Source organism: Pseudomonas fluorescens (assembly GCF_003732425.1).
Taxonomy (GTDB): Bacteria; Pseudomonadota; Gammaproteobacteria; order Pseudomonadales; family Pseudomonadaceae; genus Aquipseudomonas; species Aquipseudomonas fluorescens_BE.
The window spans coordinates 229686-244875 of sequence record NZ_MOBX01000013.1; the positions used below are offsets into that span (position 1 = coordinate 229686).

At 56.0% G+C, this 15190-nt stretch carries 15 protein-coding genes; 5 read left to right on the forward strand and 10 right to left on the reverse strand.

Annotated elements, in window-relative coordinates:
* Positions 1-3: 3 nt before the first annotated feature.
* A complete protein-coding gene (locus BK670_RS11410) occupies positions 4-1524 on the forward strand; it encodes an MFS transporter (protein WP_123449841.1) in 1521 nt (506 codons plus the stop codon).
* Positions 1525-1572: 48 nt separating this feature from the next.
* Here the strand turns inward: BK670_RS11410 and BK670_RS11415 are convergent, their stop codons facing one another.
* From BK670_RS11415 to benA, 5 genes are all read right to left on the reverse strand, one after another.
* Positions 1573-2547 (reverse strand): AraC family transcriptional regulator, encoded by a 975-nt coding sequence (locus tag BK670_RS11415; protein WP_123449842.1) that lies wholly within the window; start codon positions 2545-2547, stop codon positions 1573-1575.
* A 176-nt stretch (positions 2548-2723) separates the two neighbouring features.
* Positions 2724-3482, reverse strand: coding sequence for a 1,6-dihydroxycyclohexa-2,4-diene-1-carboxylate dehydrogenase (locus tag BK670_RS11420; RefSeq protein WP_123449843.1), 759 nt, complete (start codon positions 3480-3482; stop codon positions 2724-2726).
* Between the two features lie 23 nt (positions 3483-3505).
* Positions 3506-4519, reverse strand: a complete 1014-nt coding sequence (gene benC / locus BK670_RS11425) for a benzoate 1,2-dioxygenase electron transfer component BenC (RefSeq protein ID WP_123449844.1) — start codon at positions 4517-4519, stop codon at positions 3506-3508.
* A 61-nt stretch (positions 4520-4580) separates the two neighbouring features.
* Entirely contained in the window at positions 4581-5069 is a 489-nt protein-coding gene (gene benB, locus BK670_RS11430; RefSeq protein WP_123449845.1) for a benzoate 1,2-dioxygenase small subunit, read from the reverse strand.
* Positions 5066-6430: a benzoate 1,2-dioxygenase large subunit gene (benA, locus tag BK670_RS11435; RefSeq protein ID WP_123449846.1), complete on the reverse strand. Its 1365-nt coding sequence runs from the start codon at positions 6428-6430 to the stop codon at positions 5066-5068. Before benA ends, benB begins: the two co-directional genes overlap by 4 nt.
* 235 nt (positions 6431-6665) lie before the next feature.
* Here benA and BK670_RS11440 point away from each other — a divergent pair, with 235 nt between their 5' ends.
* A complete protein-coding gene (locus BK670_RS11440) occupies positions 6666-7334 on the forward strand; it encodes a hypothetical protein (RefSeq protein WP_259697556.1) in 669 nt (222 codons plus the stop codon).
* A gap of 84 nt (positions 7335-7418) precedes the next feature.
* Here the strand turns inward: BK670_RS11440 and BK670_RS11445 are convergent, their stop codons facing one another.
* From BK670_RS11445 to salA, 4 genes are all read right to left on the reverse strand, one after another.
* Positions 7419-8870 carry an aldehyde dehydrogenase gene (locus BK670_RS11445; protein WP_123449847.1) on the reverse strand — a complete coding sequence of 484 codons (1452 nt, stop codon included), beginning with the start codon at positions 8868-8870 and terminating at the stop codon, positions 7419-7421.
* 30 nt (positions 8871-8900) lie between these two features.
* Positions 8901-10049, reverse strand: coding sequence for an NAD(P)-dependent alcohol dehydrogenase (locus tag BK670_RS11450; protein ID WP_123449848.1), 1149 nt, complete (start codon positions 10047-10049; stop codon positions 8901-8903).
* Positions 10050-10089: 40 nt separating this feature from the next.
* Positions 10090-11028: a catechol 1,2-dioxygenase gene (gene catA, locus BK670_RS11455; protein ID WP_123449849.1), complete on the reverse strand. Its 939-nt coding sequence runs from the start codon at positions 11026-11028 to the stop codon at positions 10090-10092.
* Between the two features lie 72 nt (positions 11029-11100).
* Positions 11101-12384, reverse strand: coding sequence for a salicylate 1-monooxygenase (gene salA, locus BK670_RS11460; RefSeq protein WP_123449850.1), 1284 nt, complete (start codon positions 12382-12384; stop codon positions 11101-11103).
* 144 nt (positions 12385-12528) lie between these two features.
* Here salA and BK670_RS11465 point away from each other — a divergent pair, with 144 nt between their 5' ends.
* Positions 12529-13428: a LysR family transcriptional regulator gene (locus BK670_RS11465; RefSeq protein WP_123449851.1), complete on the forward strand. Its 900-nt coding sequence runs from the start codon at positions 12529-12531 to the stop codon at positions 13426-13428.
* 32 nt (positions 13429-13460) lie between these two features.
* On the opposite strand, the gene BK670_RS11470 is transcribed toward BK670_RS11465, so the two are convergent.
* On the reverse strand, positions 13461-14363 hold the full coding sequence (locus BK670_RS11470) for a LysR family transcriptional regulator (protein WP_123449852.1): 903 nt from the start codon (positions 14361-14363) through the stop codon (positions 13461-13463).
* A gap of 167 nt (positions 14364-14530) precedes the next feature.
* On the opposite strand from BK670_RS11470, the gene BK670_RS11475 reads away from it, so the two are divergent.
* Together BK670_RS11475 and BK670_RS11480 are read left to right on the forward strand one after the other, a co-directional pair.
* Positions 14531-14728, forward strand: coding sequence for a tautomerase family protein (locus BK670_RS11475; protein WP_007910302.1), 198 nt, complete (start codon positions 14531-14533; stop codon positions 14726-14728).
* Between the two features lie 70 nt (positions 14729-14798).
* Positions 14799-15152 (forward strand): putative quinol monooxygenase, encoded by a 354-nt coding sequence (locus tag BK670_RS11480; RefSeq protein WP_123449854.1) that lies wholly within the window; start codon positions 14799-14801, stop codon positions 15150-15152.
* The last annotated feature ends 38 nt before the right edge of the window (positions 15153-15190 follow it).

Here is a 15190-nt window from a genome sequence, read left to right on the forward strand (position 1 = left end):
CTCATGTATCGGAAAAACGCCGCTTTGCTGATCGCCGTCGGCCTTTTATGCGCGCTCGAATATCTTCAGGCCGGCATGATTGCTTTCGCCTCAGCGCCTATTCGCGGCGAAATAGACGCCAGCCCTGAAGAATTCACGTTGGTCGCCGCGCTTTATGCGTGTATCGCAGTCGTGGTTATTTCAAAACAGCGCTGGTTGGTTGAGCGACTCGGCTGGCGCAATTTCATGTTGGGCTCGATCAGCATTTATGTGATGGGCGCCTTTGTGTGCGGCGTCAGCGATGATCTGACTTCGTTCACCGTTGGCCGCGTGATCATGGCGTTGGGAGGGGCGTCCTTCATGACGTCCGCTCGCTTGATGGTCAATCTTCTACCTCCCGGACCTGGGAGATTCGTAGGCGTCAAAGTGTTTGCAACCGGGCTTGCCAGCGGCACGGCAGCGGCCCCTTTTCTGTCATCGCTGGTAGTGGTCGAAGATACCTGGCATGCCATCTTCTGGCTGCTGATGGCGGGGGCCGTCGTAGCGGGTTTTCTATGTACAAGGTTCTTGCCTGACACGGCAATCGAGGAGGATGAACGCTCGCCGTCCAGTCCAGCAAACATCTTGCTGTTGTCTGTCAGCACCTTCTTCCTGCTGTATGTGCTGCAGCGTTCTTACTACGACTTTTATAACGAATCAGTGATTCTTTTGGCATTCGCTTTGCTGGCGGCTTTGGGTGTTTACATCTTCTTCCATGCTGAGCATTCCAAGGACACACCGTTTCTCAAAGTCAGGGACTTGATGCAGTCGCGCTACATCCTCGGCGTTGCGTTGTTCTGCTTCACGTACATCGTTCTGGGCAGCAATAACTACATTTTGCCGTACTTCCTGCAAACCGCCCTCGGCTACTCGTGGGACACGATCGGGGCGTTTCAGGCGTTTGGTCTCGCCGGTGCATTATTGACGTGGATCGTAATGGCCTTCGTCATACCGAAGCATCCCGGACCGAAAAAGTTCTTTGTGGCCGGGTTTGCGGCCCTAATCAGCTTCGGCCTGCTTTTGTCATCGCTCACGCCTGACGCAAACATGTGGGCGAACATATTGCCCGCGCTGATACTCAATGGCTGCTTTGTAATGTTGGTGCTGGCTACCGCCGCCATGCAGACATTTCGCGATGTGACGCATCACGACACTTTGTTTGCCCATGCCTATCAAATAAAAAGCATGCTCGGGCAGATCGCCATGGCTCTCGGCACAACCGTTGCCACTTTATTTCTGCAATGGCGCACTACGCTGCAGTACAACAACCTAAATGGGCACTTCAGTTCAGCTGATCCAATTTACCAGGCAAACACGCAATTGCTGGCGCAGTCGCTAACGCCCGCCGTCGGCGTTGGGCCGGCCAATCAGATGTCGGTGATGACGCTTGCTCAAAGCCTGCATCAACAGGCAACCCTGGTGGCCTGCATGGAGTATTTCTGGATGATCATCCTGGTCGCCGGTATGGCGCTAGGTGTGTCCATGATCCAGAAGACCTTCAAATAATGCGTTTGTAACTCGTCCTGCGGTGCCCAGGTTCTGGGCGCCGCGCGTTCAAACGACGGCCATATGCTGCATGCGCCGCTTCAACGTATCCGAAGGCAATTCGGCGAACTGTCGGCGGTACTGTTCTGCAAATCTGCCCAAGTGGACAAATCCGTAATCAAGGGCCATTTCAGTAACGCTTCGCACATTGCAATCCGGATCGGCAAGGCATGCCTGGATGCGTGTCAGCTTCTGTTCACGGATGAACCGTTGCGGCGTGGTGTGCATGTGTCTTTCAAACAAGGCATACAACGAGCGCACACTCAGTTGCGCCTGATCCGCAAGGCTTTGGACGCTGATGTCTTGCTGCAGGTTACGACGGATGTAATCCACTATCCGCTCGAACGTGCTGTTGGTGCACGCCAGATGTTCACGCCTCACGTTATTGCGCATCAGGGTCAACATCTTACTGGCGACGATCTGCGCATAGTGTTCCTGCACACGAGCCAACGCGGCACCGTCCTCGGCTTCAGTACAGACGGTGGCCATCAAAGGCACGAAAGCCTGCAATTGATCCAGTGAATAACGTTGTTGCAGAAAGCGGATGCCTTCGCGCGGATATAGCCAGCGCTGTTCCTCGCAGATTGACTCGAGCAATCGTGCAGGCACCTTCAGGATGAATTTCTCGCAGTCGTGAGAGTACGTCAGGTCAACCGGGTCGTCGGGATTGATAAGCAGCAACTCACCCGGCACCAGATGATGCACGCCGGCGGGCCCCCGCCAGAGGCAGTCGCCACGCAGCAATATCTGCAAATGAAAGATGTCTTGCAAGGCTTCGGAGATCACTCGGACGCTGGAGCCGTAGCTGATCCGGCAAAGATCCAGGCTTGCAAATTTGCGGTGATTCAACTGAGCGCGAGCGTTGCTCTTGCGTGGTAATTGAATGCAATGGCTGCCGACATGCTGATTTACATATCCAGATACCGCATGGGGGTCGGCGTTCTTGAACACCTCGCTGCGCTCGCTTAGCAGGGGCATATTCATGTCGGTCACTCTTATATTATTGTTATCAATCAGGCTTGAAACTCAGGCAAAGCTATGGGTACGAACAGGCCTCTCGATTCTCTGTCACGACCACGTCGAATTCCAATACGAAAAGAGTTGGACACCATACTCGACAGGTATCCAACTCGCTTTTACCGCGCACCCAACAGCGGCACTCAGCCTAAGTCGCCACCGCCAACCGGTAGCGTGACGCCGGTGATGTAGGAGGCTTCATCGGAAGCCAGGAACAAAATTGCGCCGACCTGTTCATCAATCGTGCCGTAGCGTTTCATCAAGCTACTGTCCTTGGTCTGCTCGACGATCTGCGAGTACCAATGCTGTTCCTGTTCGGTGGGCACGGCGGTGTTACGGGGGATTCGACGTGGTGGTGCGTCTGTACCACCCGGAGCAGTTGCATTGACGCGCACACCGCGCCCGCCCGTTTCAAAAGCCAGGCAGGCCGTCAGCGCATTGATTCCGCCCTTGGCCGCGCCATAAGGTGCCCGATTGACTCCCCGGGTGGCGATAGACGAAACGTTGACGATCGCCCCGCTGCCTTGAGCCAGCATATGAGGCAAGGCGTTATGGCAGCACCAGAGAGTGGGAAACAGCGACCGACGTACTTCTGCCTCTATTTCGTCGGGAAGATAATGCTCGAAAGGTTTGGCCCAGATCGTGCCACCCACGTTGTTGATCAAAATGTCCAACCGGCCGAAGTGCTCAATGGCTTGGCTCACCACACGCTGGCAATCGGCGTAGCGCTCCAGGTCAGCAGTCAACGCAAACACTTGCGCCGGCAGTTCGTGCACCAGTTCACTGCGATCCACAGCAACCACCCTTGCGCCTTCGAGCAACAGACGCTCGACGACGCCTCGACCAATGCCTTGCGCAGCGCCAGTGACCAGCGCGACTTTATTGTTGAATCTCATGCTCATGGCGACCTCGACATACCGCTTGCTCAGGCAGCACTGGCGGCAAATTTTTCGTAGTAGAAGTTGGCGGGAGAGATGCCCTGTTCACGAATGTAATGACTGACGGCCTCCACCATCGGAGGTGGCCCGCACAGATAGATGTCTACGTCGCCGCCATTCAAATGCTCAGGCGCAATGTGCTGGGTGACGTAACCCCTTTGCGGCCACTCGCTCTGCGGATTGGCCACACAGGCACTGAACGTGAAATTGGCAATGCTCGCCGTCAGGGCCTTGAGGCGATCCATTTCTACCAGGTCGAAATCGTTGGTGACGCCGTAAATCAGGTGCAATGGGTGATCACTGCCTTGTTCGGCAATCGTCTCGAGCATTGCGGTAAACGGCGCAAGTCCAGTCCCGCCGGCCAGCATGAGCAGCGGGCGTTTGATCGGGCGCAGGTAAAAGCTGCCCAACGGACCCGCGAGGCTCATGTGATCGCCGACTTTGGCCAGCTCAGTGAGAAACTGGCTCATCAGACCGCCAGGAACATTGCGGATCAGGAAGCTTACGCGCCCCTCCTTCTGCACCGAGCTGAACGAGTACGCGCGTGTCTGGTTGCTGCCTGGCACTTGCAGATTGACATACTGACCCGGCAAGAACGTCAGGTCGGCGAGAGCATCGCCCTGGATGGACAGTGACAGCGTGCTGTCAGACAGTCGACGAACTTCCTGGATCGCCCCCTCATAAGTGGATTGCTGGGTCTTGCACACGTCGGACGACGCAGGAATGCTCACCACACAATCACTTTTCACCCGCATCTGGCAGGTCAGTACGAAACCTTCGCCTGCCTCGTCGGCAGTCAGGGCATCATCAATATAATCCTCGCCGAGCTCGTACTCACCCGATTCGGCAAAACATTTGCAGGTTCCGCAAGCGCCATCGCGGCAGTCCAGCGGAATATTGATTCCTTGGCGGTACGCGGCATCGGCCACGGTTTCACTGGGCGTTGCGACAATGAAACGGGTTACGCCGTCTTCGAAATTCAGGGCAATCTTGTGGCTCATGACAAACCTCGCATGGCTGCGCGCCTCCCCACTCGTGGCGGGTTGCGTAACGCAGCCCGATTCACAGGTGGTAGATATCGATGACCTGACGGACGTAATCGTTTTTCAGTACCACTTTCTTGGCTTTGATCAGCGGCTGTTCTCCGCGCGTATCCAAGGTGTAGAAACTGGTACCGAAATAGCTGTCTACGGTCTTGTAGCGAAAGCTCAGCGTGTGCCAGTTGAAACGCACCGCGCACTGACCTTCGCTCATCTCGGTGATCTCGATATTGCTCAGGTTATGGGAGGTGCGGGTGTCCGGAATGCTCGCGCTGGAGCGCTCGGTCTTGATCCGGAATATCCGATCCTCCAAGCCCTCACGACTGCCGTACCAAATCAGCGAAATTTCACTTTGCGGATCTTCAGTCAGTTCGTCGTCGTCATCCCAGGACGGCATCCAGAACGTCGCATCGGCGGCATAGAGCTCCAGCCACTGATCCCACAGTTTGTCGTCAAGATAACGGGCTTCGCGAAAGAGGAAATCGCGCACTTGCTCATAGGAAGCGCTCATTGGACCTCCCGCGCAGGAATGTTGCCTGCCTGTTCGACGGCCACTGCTTGAAGCATGGTGTCTTTCCAGTATTTGTGCTGTTCCACGAACAGCCCCTCGTCTTCCGTGCGCACACCGCTGAGCAACGGATGTAGATCGATTTCCAGCGCCGCTTCATCAGGTCCTTCAACCCAGTGTTCGGCACCGCGTGACATATCGTTCCACGCTGTCGCGCTGCCTTGATAACCGATCTGGCAGGAACGAAACTCCTCAAGGTCATCAGGCGTCGCCATGCCGCTGACGTTGAAAAAGTCTTCGTACTGGCGGATGCGTCGCGCACGGGCGTCTGCGCTTTCTCCCACTGGGGCGATGCAGTAAATGGTGATTTCGGTTTGATTGACCGAGATGGGCCGAGCAATGCGAATTTGCGAACTGAATTGGTCCATTAAGTAGACATTCGGATACAGGCACAGATTGCGCGAGTTCCCGATCATCCAGTCGGCGCGAGCCTGCCCAAAACCACTGACCAGTTCGTCACGGCGCTCATACAGAGGCCTGTCTTCCGGGTTGGCCCAGCGCGTCCAAAGCAGCATGTGGCCTTTGTCGAACGAATAGAAACCACCGCCACTTTTTGCCCAGCCGCCCGCGCTCATGGTCGGATTGACGTCGCCGGACTGACGCTCTTTGCGCTGGTTCTGGGTGGCCGCGTAGTTCCAGTGCACCGAGCTGACGTGATAACCGTCCGCACCGTTTTCTGCGGTGAGTTTCCAGTTGCCCTCATAGATGTAGCTGGAAGAACCACGCAGCACTTCCAGGCCATCCGGGGACTGATCGACAATCATGTCGATGATCTTCGCAGACTCTCCCAAATGCTCGGCCAAAGGCACCACGTCAGCATTGAGACTACCGAACAGAAACCCCCGGTAAGACTCAAACCGCGCCACCTTGGTCAGGTCATGCGAGCCTTCGCAGTTGAAGCTTTGAGGGTATCCGGCATTGCTCGGATCTTTGACCTTGAGCAGCTTGCCTGAGTTGTTGAAGGTCCATCCATGGAACGGGCAGGTATAGGAAGATTTGTTGCCGCGCTTGTGTCGGCACAGCATCGCGCCGCGATGACTACAGGCATTCAGGAAGGCGTTAAGTACGCCGTCCTTGTTCCGTGCGATGAAGATAGGCTGGCGCCCCATCTGCAGCGTGATGTAATCATTTTTCTGAGGGATCTGGCTTTCGTGTGCGAGGTACAGCCAGTTGCCTTCAAAAATATGCTTCATTTCGAGGTCGAACAGGCGGGGATCGGTGAACATCTCGCGCTTGCAGCGATAGATGCCCTCTTCACGGTTTTCCTCGAGCAAGGAATTGAGATACTCGACGCCAATGGACATGGTCTGAGCCTCCGTTGTTGTTATTGGTAGGCTCAGTGTCACCGGCAATCCGTATCAGCAATATCCGTTGCGTGCAGACCGCTATCCGGTTTGTGCAGAACAAACACGTTTCAGCTGAAGGTCGCCATCGAATCGAATATATCGATAGTGATCATTCATAAATGCCATACATGCCGAATGTGAAAATATCGTCAAATACGCTTCTATTTCAATTAGATAACCATTCGGAGCTGTTTTGTCCCCTAATCTGCGTGAGCTAAAACTGGCTTCTTTGTCGTTGTTGCTGAAATTTGGATTTGTCTTCTTTTCGCTGGCGATGCTCTGGCTGGACATCGCCGTCTTCCACACTCAAATTCTCGAGATATCGTTCACCGAAATCAGCCAGGAGTTGATGCTGTTCATTATCGCCGTATCGTTCTGGACGTTACCGACGAGCAAAGGCCATGCGGGATTCAAATCATTGGCCGGCGGTTTCTTTGCCTGCCTGTTGATGCGAGAGCTGGATGGCTTGTTCGACCCCATCAGTCATAGCGCCTGGTGCGTGCCGTTCCTGGCCATTGCAACCGTCTGCGTAACAGTGGCCTTAAGTAAAACCAACCGCCAACAGACATTGGCCGACCTCGCTGCGTTCACACAGTCCCGCGCATTCGGCGCATTCGCTACAGGCTTTGGCGTGTTGTTGTTTTCGCGGGTTTTCGGCATGGGCAGCTTTTGGCATCTTGTGTTGGGCGAAGGTTACGAGCGCTTGGCCAAGACGACGGTCGAGGAAGGAGTAGAGTTGTTGGCCTATTCAATGTGGCTGGCGACGACCATTGAGTATCGCCTGTCCGCCATCGCGACAACGGTACTCATATCGCCAAAACAATCTAGGGGTGAAGGGAAGATTCAAACGCACAGCGTTTGACGCGAGTGACAGGGACCTGTCGCAAGGAATCAGTTCATATTTTGGGTAGACCGGCTCCTCAGAGCCGGTTCCCAAATCTGGATATCAGAATGGATAAGGCTGGTCGGAAGGCTCGACCGTGACCCATTTCACTTCGGTGAACTCTTCAATAACGGCGCTGCCGTCGAAGCGACCGTAGCCACTGTTCTTCATACCACCGTAAGGGGCTTGAGGCTCGTTTTGCACCGTTGCCCCGTTGATGTGTACGCAACCGGCATCCAGTCGGCCAGCCAGATCAAGGGCCAGGCTGACATTGCGACTGAAGATGGCTGATGACAGACCGAACGCCGTATCGTTAGCGACAGCCAATGCCTGCTCCGCGCCTTTGACCCGAACCACAGTGGTGACTGGCCCGAAAGTTTCTTCATCGTAGATATCCATTTTCGATGACACTCGATCCACCAGCGTCGGCGCCATCTGCGCCTCCTCTGCCAGACCTCCCACCACAATCGTGGCCCCCTTCCCTACGGCGTCATCCAGCAACTGATTGATGCGCTGTACCGAGCCTTGGGAAATCATCGGGCCGATTACGCTGGCAGGATTAAGCACCGGGTTCCCCTGTTCGAGGTCTCGAATACGTTGAGCAAACTTTGCCACGAAAGCATCAGCTACAGACTCATCAACCACGAAGCGCTCGGTCGACATACAGATTTGCCCTTGGTACAGAAATGCGCCAAACACGGCAGCGTTGACCGCGCCTTCCAGGTCGGCGTCCTCTAACACAATAAACGGTGCCTTCCCGCCCAGCTCGAGCAAACAGCGCTTGAGGTACTTCGCGCTGGTCTGGGCAATCATCCGGCCGACGTTGGTCGACCCGGTGAAATTGACCCGGCGTACCGTATCGTGAGCGATCAGCACTTCAGTTACAGCGCCGGCATCTTCTGGCGCCGAGATAATAAAGTTCACCACGCCAGCCGGGAACCCTGCGTCATAGAACGCCTGGGCCAGCAGCTCATGAGTGCGCGGGCTGTTTTCTGAACCTTTGAAAATAACCGTGTTACCGCAGGCCAACGGGTAGGCAATGGACCGGGTGCCAAGAATGACCGGGCCGTTCCACGGTGCAATGCTCAACACCGTGCCGGCGGGTTGACGCAAGGTGACCGACAACGTGCCGGGCTTGTCGGTGGCGAGGGTTTCGCCCTTGATTTGCGTGGTCAGCGATGCCGCTTCACGAAGCAGGTTGGCCGAAGCGCCGACGTTGAACTGCGACCAGAGTCGAGAAGCGCCGATTTCTTCAGCCATGACACTGCAGAAAAGCTCCATCTTGCTTTCCAGCGCATCAGCCGCTGCCAGCAGTAGCCGACGACGCTCGGTCGGGCCCACTTTCGACCATGTTTTAAATGCTTGCTGGGACGATGCAGCGACGCGTCGCGCATCTTCCACACTGCACGCCGCGCCGGTGCTGACAACGTTGCCAGTGACCGGATCAATGCGCTGGTAAGTTTTACCGTCCGAGGCGGCTTGGGCGATATTGTCGATTACGAGTTGGACAGTCATCTTGAAATCCTTTGATGAGTTTGAAAAAAATTACGTGCGGTCGACAGCCGCCGGCATACGAAGTATCGGCTTGATGGTGATCCCGCTTTCACTATCAGCCATCGCTTCGTTGACCTGATCAAAGGTGTAGAACCGGCACAACTTGTCAAAGGGGAAACGCCCTTGCAGGTGCAGATCGACAAGCGTGGGAATAAATGCGTTGGCGACCACGTCACCCTGGACGATGCCCATGATGCGTTTGCCCGGGATCATCACGTCGTTGATGTTGAAAGCGACTTCGGTGCCCATCTTGGTCGCGCCGACGATGCCACAGGTGCCCAGCGTCGTGAGTGCGTCGATGGCCTGACGTAGAACTTCCGCGCGTCCGGAGCATTCCAGGCTGTAATTCGCCCCGCCTCCAGTAATCTCGCGAATGCGCTCCACCGGGTCTTCTTCCCGACTGTTGATGACGTGTGTGGCGCCGACCTCAAGCGCCAGTTTCAAGCGACTCGGCGTAACGTCCACGGCGATAATGGTCGTCGCGCCGGCAACCCGGGCGGCCATCACCGCTGCCAGACCGACTGCGCCGGCACCGAATGCAACGAAGCTGCTACCCGCTTCAACTCGTAGGGCCTTGAGCACAGAACCAGCGCCTGTCTGTATGCCGCACCCCAAAGGGCCAAGCAGTTCCAGCGGTGCTTTTTTCGATACTTTGACCACGTTGCGCTCATTAGCGATCACGTAGGTCGAAAAGGATGACTGGCCGAAGAAGTGATCGTGTATCGGGGCTGCGTTGTCGCAACTGCAGGTGGAGGTGCTGCCGTCGAGGCGTCCACCACCAAAATTCAGTGGGTGCATATGGGAGCAATGCGCCGGATGTCCGGTCTCGCATGGCAGACAAAGTCCGCAGGACATGTAAGTCATGACAACGTGATCGCCAGGAGCGATGGTTGTCACAGCACTGCCTACGGCCTCAACAATCCCTGCACCCTCGTGGCCCAGAACGATGGGCAGCGGTGTCGGAAATAGCTGGTCGCGTACGACCATATCGGTGTGGCAAACACCCGTTGCAACAATGCGTACACGAACTTCGTCGGGACGCGGAACGGCCAACTCGGCACGTTCAAACTGAAGTTTGCCGCCTGCCTCACGCAAGACGGCGACTTTGACTTCGATAGGCATGAGCGCGGTTCGGGACATGAACTTATCCTCTTGAATAAATGGGTTATCGAGCATTGACCTACGCGTCTTGCAGAGCACGCTGGCGATTGCTGCGTTGTTGCGCCTGAGCGCTGGCAGCGTGACGCAACTGGAAATCAAAGGTCATTTGTGCGAAACGCCCCGACACTTCGTGAGCGATGGATTGGGTTTCGTCATCAACGAAATGCACTTCACCAATCAAGCCGTCCCGGGTGGCATAGGCAAAGTCATCCCAAAGATACTTATCGTTAGAAAGGTTGATTTGGGTGGTCAAATGCTCATAGCCCGGAGCCGACACGAAGAAATGAATATGCGCTGGGCGCTGGCCATGCCGGCCCAAATGGTTGAGGCACTGTTGAGTAGGGCCTTGAGGGTTACAGCCATAACCCGACGGCACGATGCTTCTGACGCGATAACGCCCTTGCGCGTCGGTCACGATGCGCCGACGCAGATTGAACGGCGATTGGCTTTTGTCGAAGTGGGAGTAGTTGCCTTTACTGTCAGCTTGCCAAAGATCAACCAGCGCACCTGCAATGGGTTGTCCTAGTGTGTCCAGAACCTGACCGTCTAGAAACATCGGTGTGGCGATAGCGTCTTCGCTACCATCGTCCATCCGCGCAAATCCCTGACACAGCGGTGCGCCAGCCACATACAGGGGGCCCTCGATCGTGCGCGGTGTTCCGCCGCTGCGCCCTGCTTCCGCCTCTTTGGCATCGTTGAGAAGATCAAGGAAATGCTCGATCCCCAACCCTGCCACCAAGAGCCCAGCCTCATTGTTTTTACCCAGTCGATTGATGTACTCGACCCCCGCCCAAAACTCATCTTCGCTGATCTCAAGCTCCTCAATGAGTCGCGCAGTTTCCTGCAGAATTCGCAGCACAATCTGTTTGCTGCGCGGGTCTCCAGCCTCTTTTTTCATCCCGGCTGCGTCTTGAAAAAATTCGCGGATTTCAGCGGTTTGGGAAATGCTGACAGTCATGATGATTTCACCTTTTATTGTTAGGTGCGGACTGCGCCAGTCGCTAAGGACTGGCGAGCGGCAGGCATGGATTCAGACAGCTTGTGCCCATCCGAGTCGAGTGTGCGCCTCAGCCAGGTCGGCTTGCATGTCGTGGTTCCACAACCAGTCAAAGCGACTGGCGAGCGTTGTCGAGAGAAGTGGCTCCTGGTCCGCTACCTTGGCGTCGCGGAACTCGTAGAGTTCGCCCGCTTCCCAGGAAGTGCGCTGAACGCGGCAGGCACGCGGACGGCGAATGGCGTCATAAACCTCAAGCACCTGCTTCGCGTCACGTTGCAAAACCCGCGGATCGGCCAGCAGGCGTGCCAGTAACCAGGCATCTTCCAGCCCCTGTCCGGCTCCGGCGCCTTGGTGCGGCAGCATCGCGTGCGCCGCGTCGCCGATCAGCCCGACACGGCCGTGGACGTAACCCGACAATTCGTCCAGTTCGTGAAGTGCCCAAAGGGTGGGATTGGGAATGCATTCAAGCAATACGCGAACGGCATCTCCCCATTCGCTGAAGGCTTCGAGCATCTCGGCCTGGGTGGTGTTTTTCACCCAGGGTTTGTCGGCCGGCCATACCGGATTGGCGTCAGTCCGATCCGAAACAAATGCCACGACGTTGATCAGTCGACCCTGTTTGACCGGGAAAGTCAGGATGTGGGCATCGAGGCCCAAATACATTTGCGGAACGTTGATCAAATGCTCATCGACGCCCGCCGCACGATAGGCGTCGCGCAGCTGCGAGCTGTCAATCATTCCGCGGTAGGCACAGGTGCCACTAAAGCGAGGGGTAACCAAAGGCTGGCCCAAGCCCTGGAGTACGTAATCACGAATGGAGGATTTGATTCCATCTGCTGCAATCAAGAGATCGCACTGATGGTGCGTGCCGTCGGTGAATTGGACACTGACGCGATCACCCGTCTCATCTACGCTGACTGCGCGTTTACCGAAAACGGCGATGCCCTCTGGCAATTGACTGGCCAGTGCATCGAGAAAATCTGCGCGGTGTACTGAAGACTGACCGACGCCTTCAGCAATGCTTGCGCCGAGATAGCCGGCATCGACACCCCGACGCCATTCAAACCAGATGTCCTGCCAAGGCTGAGCGGTCCGGTCGGCGATTTGCTCGTATGGCTTGCCGATGCCCAGACCTTCGATGGCCCTTACCGCGTTGGCGCCAAATGAAACACCTGCGCCGACTTCGCCGAATGCCGGTGCAGCTTCAAACAGTTGAACGTCCAGATGTTGATGACGGCACAGATCCAGTGCGAGGGCGACACCTGCGATACCACCGCCAACGATAGCGATTTGCAAGACAGATTTAGGGCTATTCATGGGGAAACCTTTATGTTGTTTTTGGAATAGCTCGATCATGACTATTCACAAAACATTGATAAATGGCCTCACTCCCATACAAATTATCACCAACCTGAATACTGGTATGCTTGCAACCTCGTCACTCCTCCCGAGATGCCTGCAATGCACCTACGCGAACTCGACCTGAACCTGCTGGTGATCTTTCATCAACTATTGATCGACCACAGTGTTTCCGGTGCGGCTGAAACGCTTGGCCTCACTCAGCCGGCCGTGAGCAACGCACTCAAGCGTCTGCGTACCTCACTCAATGACGAATTGTTTGTACGCACCCATCAAGGCATGCAACCAACGCCCTACGCGTTGCAAATGGCCGAGCCGGTGTCTCAGGCAATCAACCTCCTGCACAGCGCGATCAATCGCCAGGACGAGTTCGATCCGGCCACCAGCCAAAAACGCTTTGTCGTAGCGATGACCGACATCGGCGAGATTTACTTCATGCCGAGATTGATTGAGGCCCTGCTCAAGCAGGCCCCCGGAATTTCGGTCAGCACGCTGCGAAGCAATGCGGGACTGTCTGAAAGTCTTGCCAGCGGCGAAGTGGATCTGGCGGTCGGATTACTGCCCGATTTGCAGGCAGGCTTCTATCAACGGCGTTTGTTTCATCATCGATACGTGTGCCTGTGCCGCCAGGATCATCCGCTGACACAACAACCCATGACGCGAGAACGTTTTTGTGAATATGCGCACGTGAGAATCGTTGCGGCCAGTACCGGACATGGTGAGATCGACACGCACATGCAGCGGGCTGGCCTGCAACGCCAGATACACCTGGAGGTGCCGCACTTTGTGGCGGTTGGGCATATCTTGCAGAACACCGATCTTGTCGCGACCGTGCCTGAGCGCTTCGCCAGCAGTTGTAGCGGACCGTTCGGTTTGACCATCCTGCCGTTGCCATTACCGCTGCCGGAGATTGCGATCAATATGTTCTGGCACACCAAATACAACCGCGATCCGGCCAACAAATGGTTCCGGCAACTGATGTTTGATCTCTTCAGCGATTGAGTTTCAGACGCTAAGGGCGCCATGGCAGCAGGTCATTGCCAATGCTCACAAAGTTTTACCAACTCATCGACCACGTACCTGACCTTCGGCCGCAGATGCGAGACCTTTGGCCAGACGGCATGCACATCAACTGGGTCAGGCTCGTAATCTTCCAGCACTTCGACCAGCCTCCCAGCCTCCAGGTCTTCTCTGAACAGGCAGCGCGGCATCTGGCACAAGCCTGTCCCGGCGACGGCGGCAAGAATCATCGCTTCGCCGTCGCCTATTTGATGCGTGGACGGTGGCGCATAACGGACCGTTTCCGCCCCTTGCCTGACGCGCCACGACAAAGGCTGGCCGCGACGATGACCGACGATGCAATGGTGATGGCTTAAGTCCTCCAGTGTTTGTGGAACTCCAAACCGCTGCAGATACCCGGGCGCCGCACAAATCGCCCAGCGTTGGCGAGTAAGCCGGCGTGCTACCAGGCCGCTGGTGTCCTTCAGCTCACCGAAGCGCACCAAGAGATCAATGCCTTCTTCAAATGGATCAACAATGTGGTCGGAAAACGTCATATTCAGTTGCAGTGCGGGGTATTTGTTGGCGATCTCGAACAGCAATGGCGCGACGACCCGACGTCCAAACGCCACAGGAATGTCCACTCGCAAGCGACCGGATGGCTCCCCTGCCCCCGGCCCGAGGCCACTTTCCGCTGCGCCGATTTCCTCGAGCGCTGTGGAGCACGCGGTAAAATACGCTTCACCGTCGGCCGTCAGAGAGATGCGTCGTGTGGTGCGGTGGAACAGCTGTGTGCCCAGTCGATCCTCAAGGCGGGCAATCGATTTGCCCACGGCCGACTTGGATAGGCCGAGGCGTTCTGCGGCCTGAGTGAAGCTTGTTGATCGGGCGGCGACCACGAACGTGATAACGCCCTGAAACGAATCGACAGGAATCATGCGGATAATCTGATTGTAGAGTTTGGATCTACCCAGATTATAGTTTCAGGCTGTTTATCGCCAGATGATTCGACATTAGCATTGAGTCTCGAAAAACATCGGTGCGACTCGCTTCAAGCGTGCAAGCACACCGATTATCCAGATCAATGTCCAAAGAGGAATTTGTCATGCCTGTTGTACGAGTCAGCTGGTTTGAAGGTAAAGAACACGAGCAGAAAGCCGCTGTTGCCGCAGACATCACCGCGAGCATCGTCAAGCACACCGGTACTGATGCGAACTACATCTACGTCATTTTTGAAGACGTCGCCGCCTCCGACTGGGCCGGTGCCGGCAAATTGTTTGGAGAGGCGCCGGAGAAATCCTGACCCGATCGTTAACGCCTGCATCGGCTAGTTCAGCGATGCATTCTCACTAGCGTCTAAGGAAAAACCCTCCATGCATCCACATATCTCCTGCCTGTTCTCCCTCGCGGTCAAACCCGCTGACTTCCCCGAATTCAAAGCGCTGATCGCCAACATTGTCGAAGCCACCAGCGCTGAGCCGGGCACACTGGTTTACGAATACAGTGTCAATGAAGACAACAGCACCGTTCACATCCTCGAGCGCTATAAGGCCGATGCCGTGGTCAGTCACGTAGACACCACGTTTGCACCATTCGGCCAGCGTTTTCTTGAGCTGTGCACCGTCACCAATCTTGTGGTGTATGGCACGCCAGACGCCGAAATCCGTAAACGTCTGGATCCGTTCGGGGCGGTCTATATGACCCCGTTCGATGGTTTCAGCCGCTAATTTTCAGACGGCGCAGGCTCCACACCAATGACTGGGTC

Excerpts from the sequence above, each read along its gene's own strand:
- BK670_RS11410 (WP_123449841.1), top strand. The coding sequence starts at position 4 with ATGTATCGGAAAAACGCCGCTTTGCTGATCGCCGTCGGCCTTTTATGC.
- BK670_RS11450 (WP_123449848.1), bottom strand. The coding sequence starts at position 10,049 with ATGTCCCGAACCGCGCTCATGCCTATCGAAGTCAAAGTCGCCGTCTTG.
- BK670_RS11475 (WP_007910302.1), top strand. The coding sequence starts at position 14,531 with ATGCCTGTTGTACGAGTCAGCTGGTTTGAAGGTAAAGAACACGAGCAG.
- benB (WP_123449845.1), bottom strand. The coding sequence starts at position 5,069 with ATGAGCGCTTCCTATGAGCAAGTGCGCGATTTCCTCTTTCGCGAAGCC.
- BK670_RS11470 (WP_123449852.1), bottom strand. The coding sequence starts at position 14,363 with ATGATTCCTGTCGATTCGTTTCAGGGCGTTATCACGTTCGTGGTCGCC.
- salA (WP_123449850.1), bottom strand. The coding sequence starts at position 12,384 with ATGAATAGCCCTAAATCTGTCTTGCAAATCGCTATCGTTGGCGGTGGT.
- BK670_RS11480 (WP_123449854.1), top strand. The coding sequence starts at position 14,799 with ATGCATCCACATATCTCCTGCCTGTTCTCCCTCGCGGTCAAACCCGCT.
- catA (WP_123449849.1), bottom strand. The coding sequence starts at position 11,028 with ATGACTGTCAGCATTTCCCAAACCGCTGAAATCCGCGAATTTTTTCAA.
- benC (WP_123449844.1), bottom strand. The coding sequence starts at position 4,519 with ATGAGCCACAAGATTGCCCTGAATTTCGAAGACGGCGTAACCCGTTTC.
- BK670_RS11465 (WP_123449851.1), top strand. The coding sequence starts at position 12,529 with ATGCACCTACGCGAACTCGACCTGAACCTGCTGGTGATCTTTCATCAA.
- BK670_RS11415 (WP_123449842.1), bottom strand. The coding sequence starts at position 2,547 with ATGAATATGCCCCTGCTAAGCGAGCGCAGCGAGGTGTTCAAGAACGCC.
- benA (WP_123449846.1), bottom strand. The coding sequence starts at position 6,430 with ATGTCCATTGGCGTCGAGTATCTCAATTCCTTGCTCGAGGAAAACCGT.
- BK670_RS11445 (WP_123449847.1), bottom strand. The coding sequence starts at position 8,870 with ATGACTGTCCAACTCGTAATCGACAATATCGCCCAAGCCGCCTCGGAC.
- BK670_RS11420 (WP_123449843.1), bottom strand. The coding sequence starts at position 3,482 with ATGAGCATGAGATTCAACAATAAAGTCGCGCTGGTCACTGGCGCTGCG.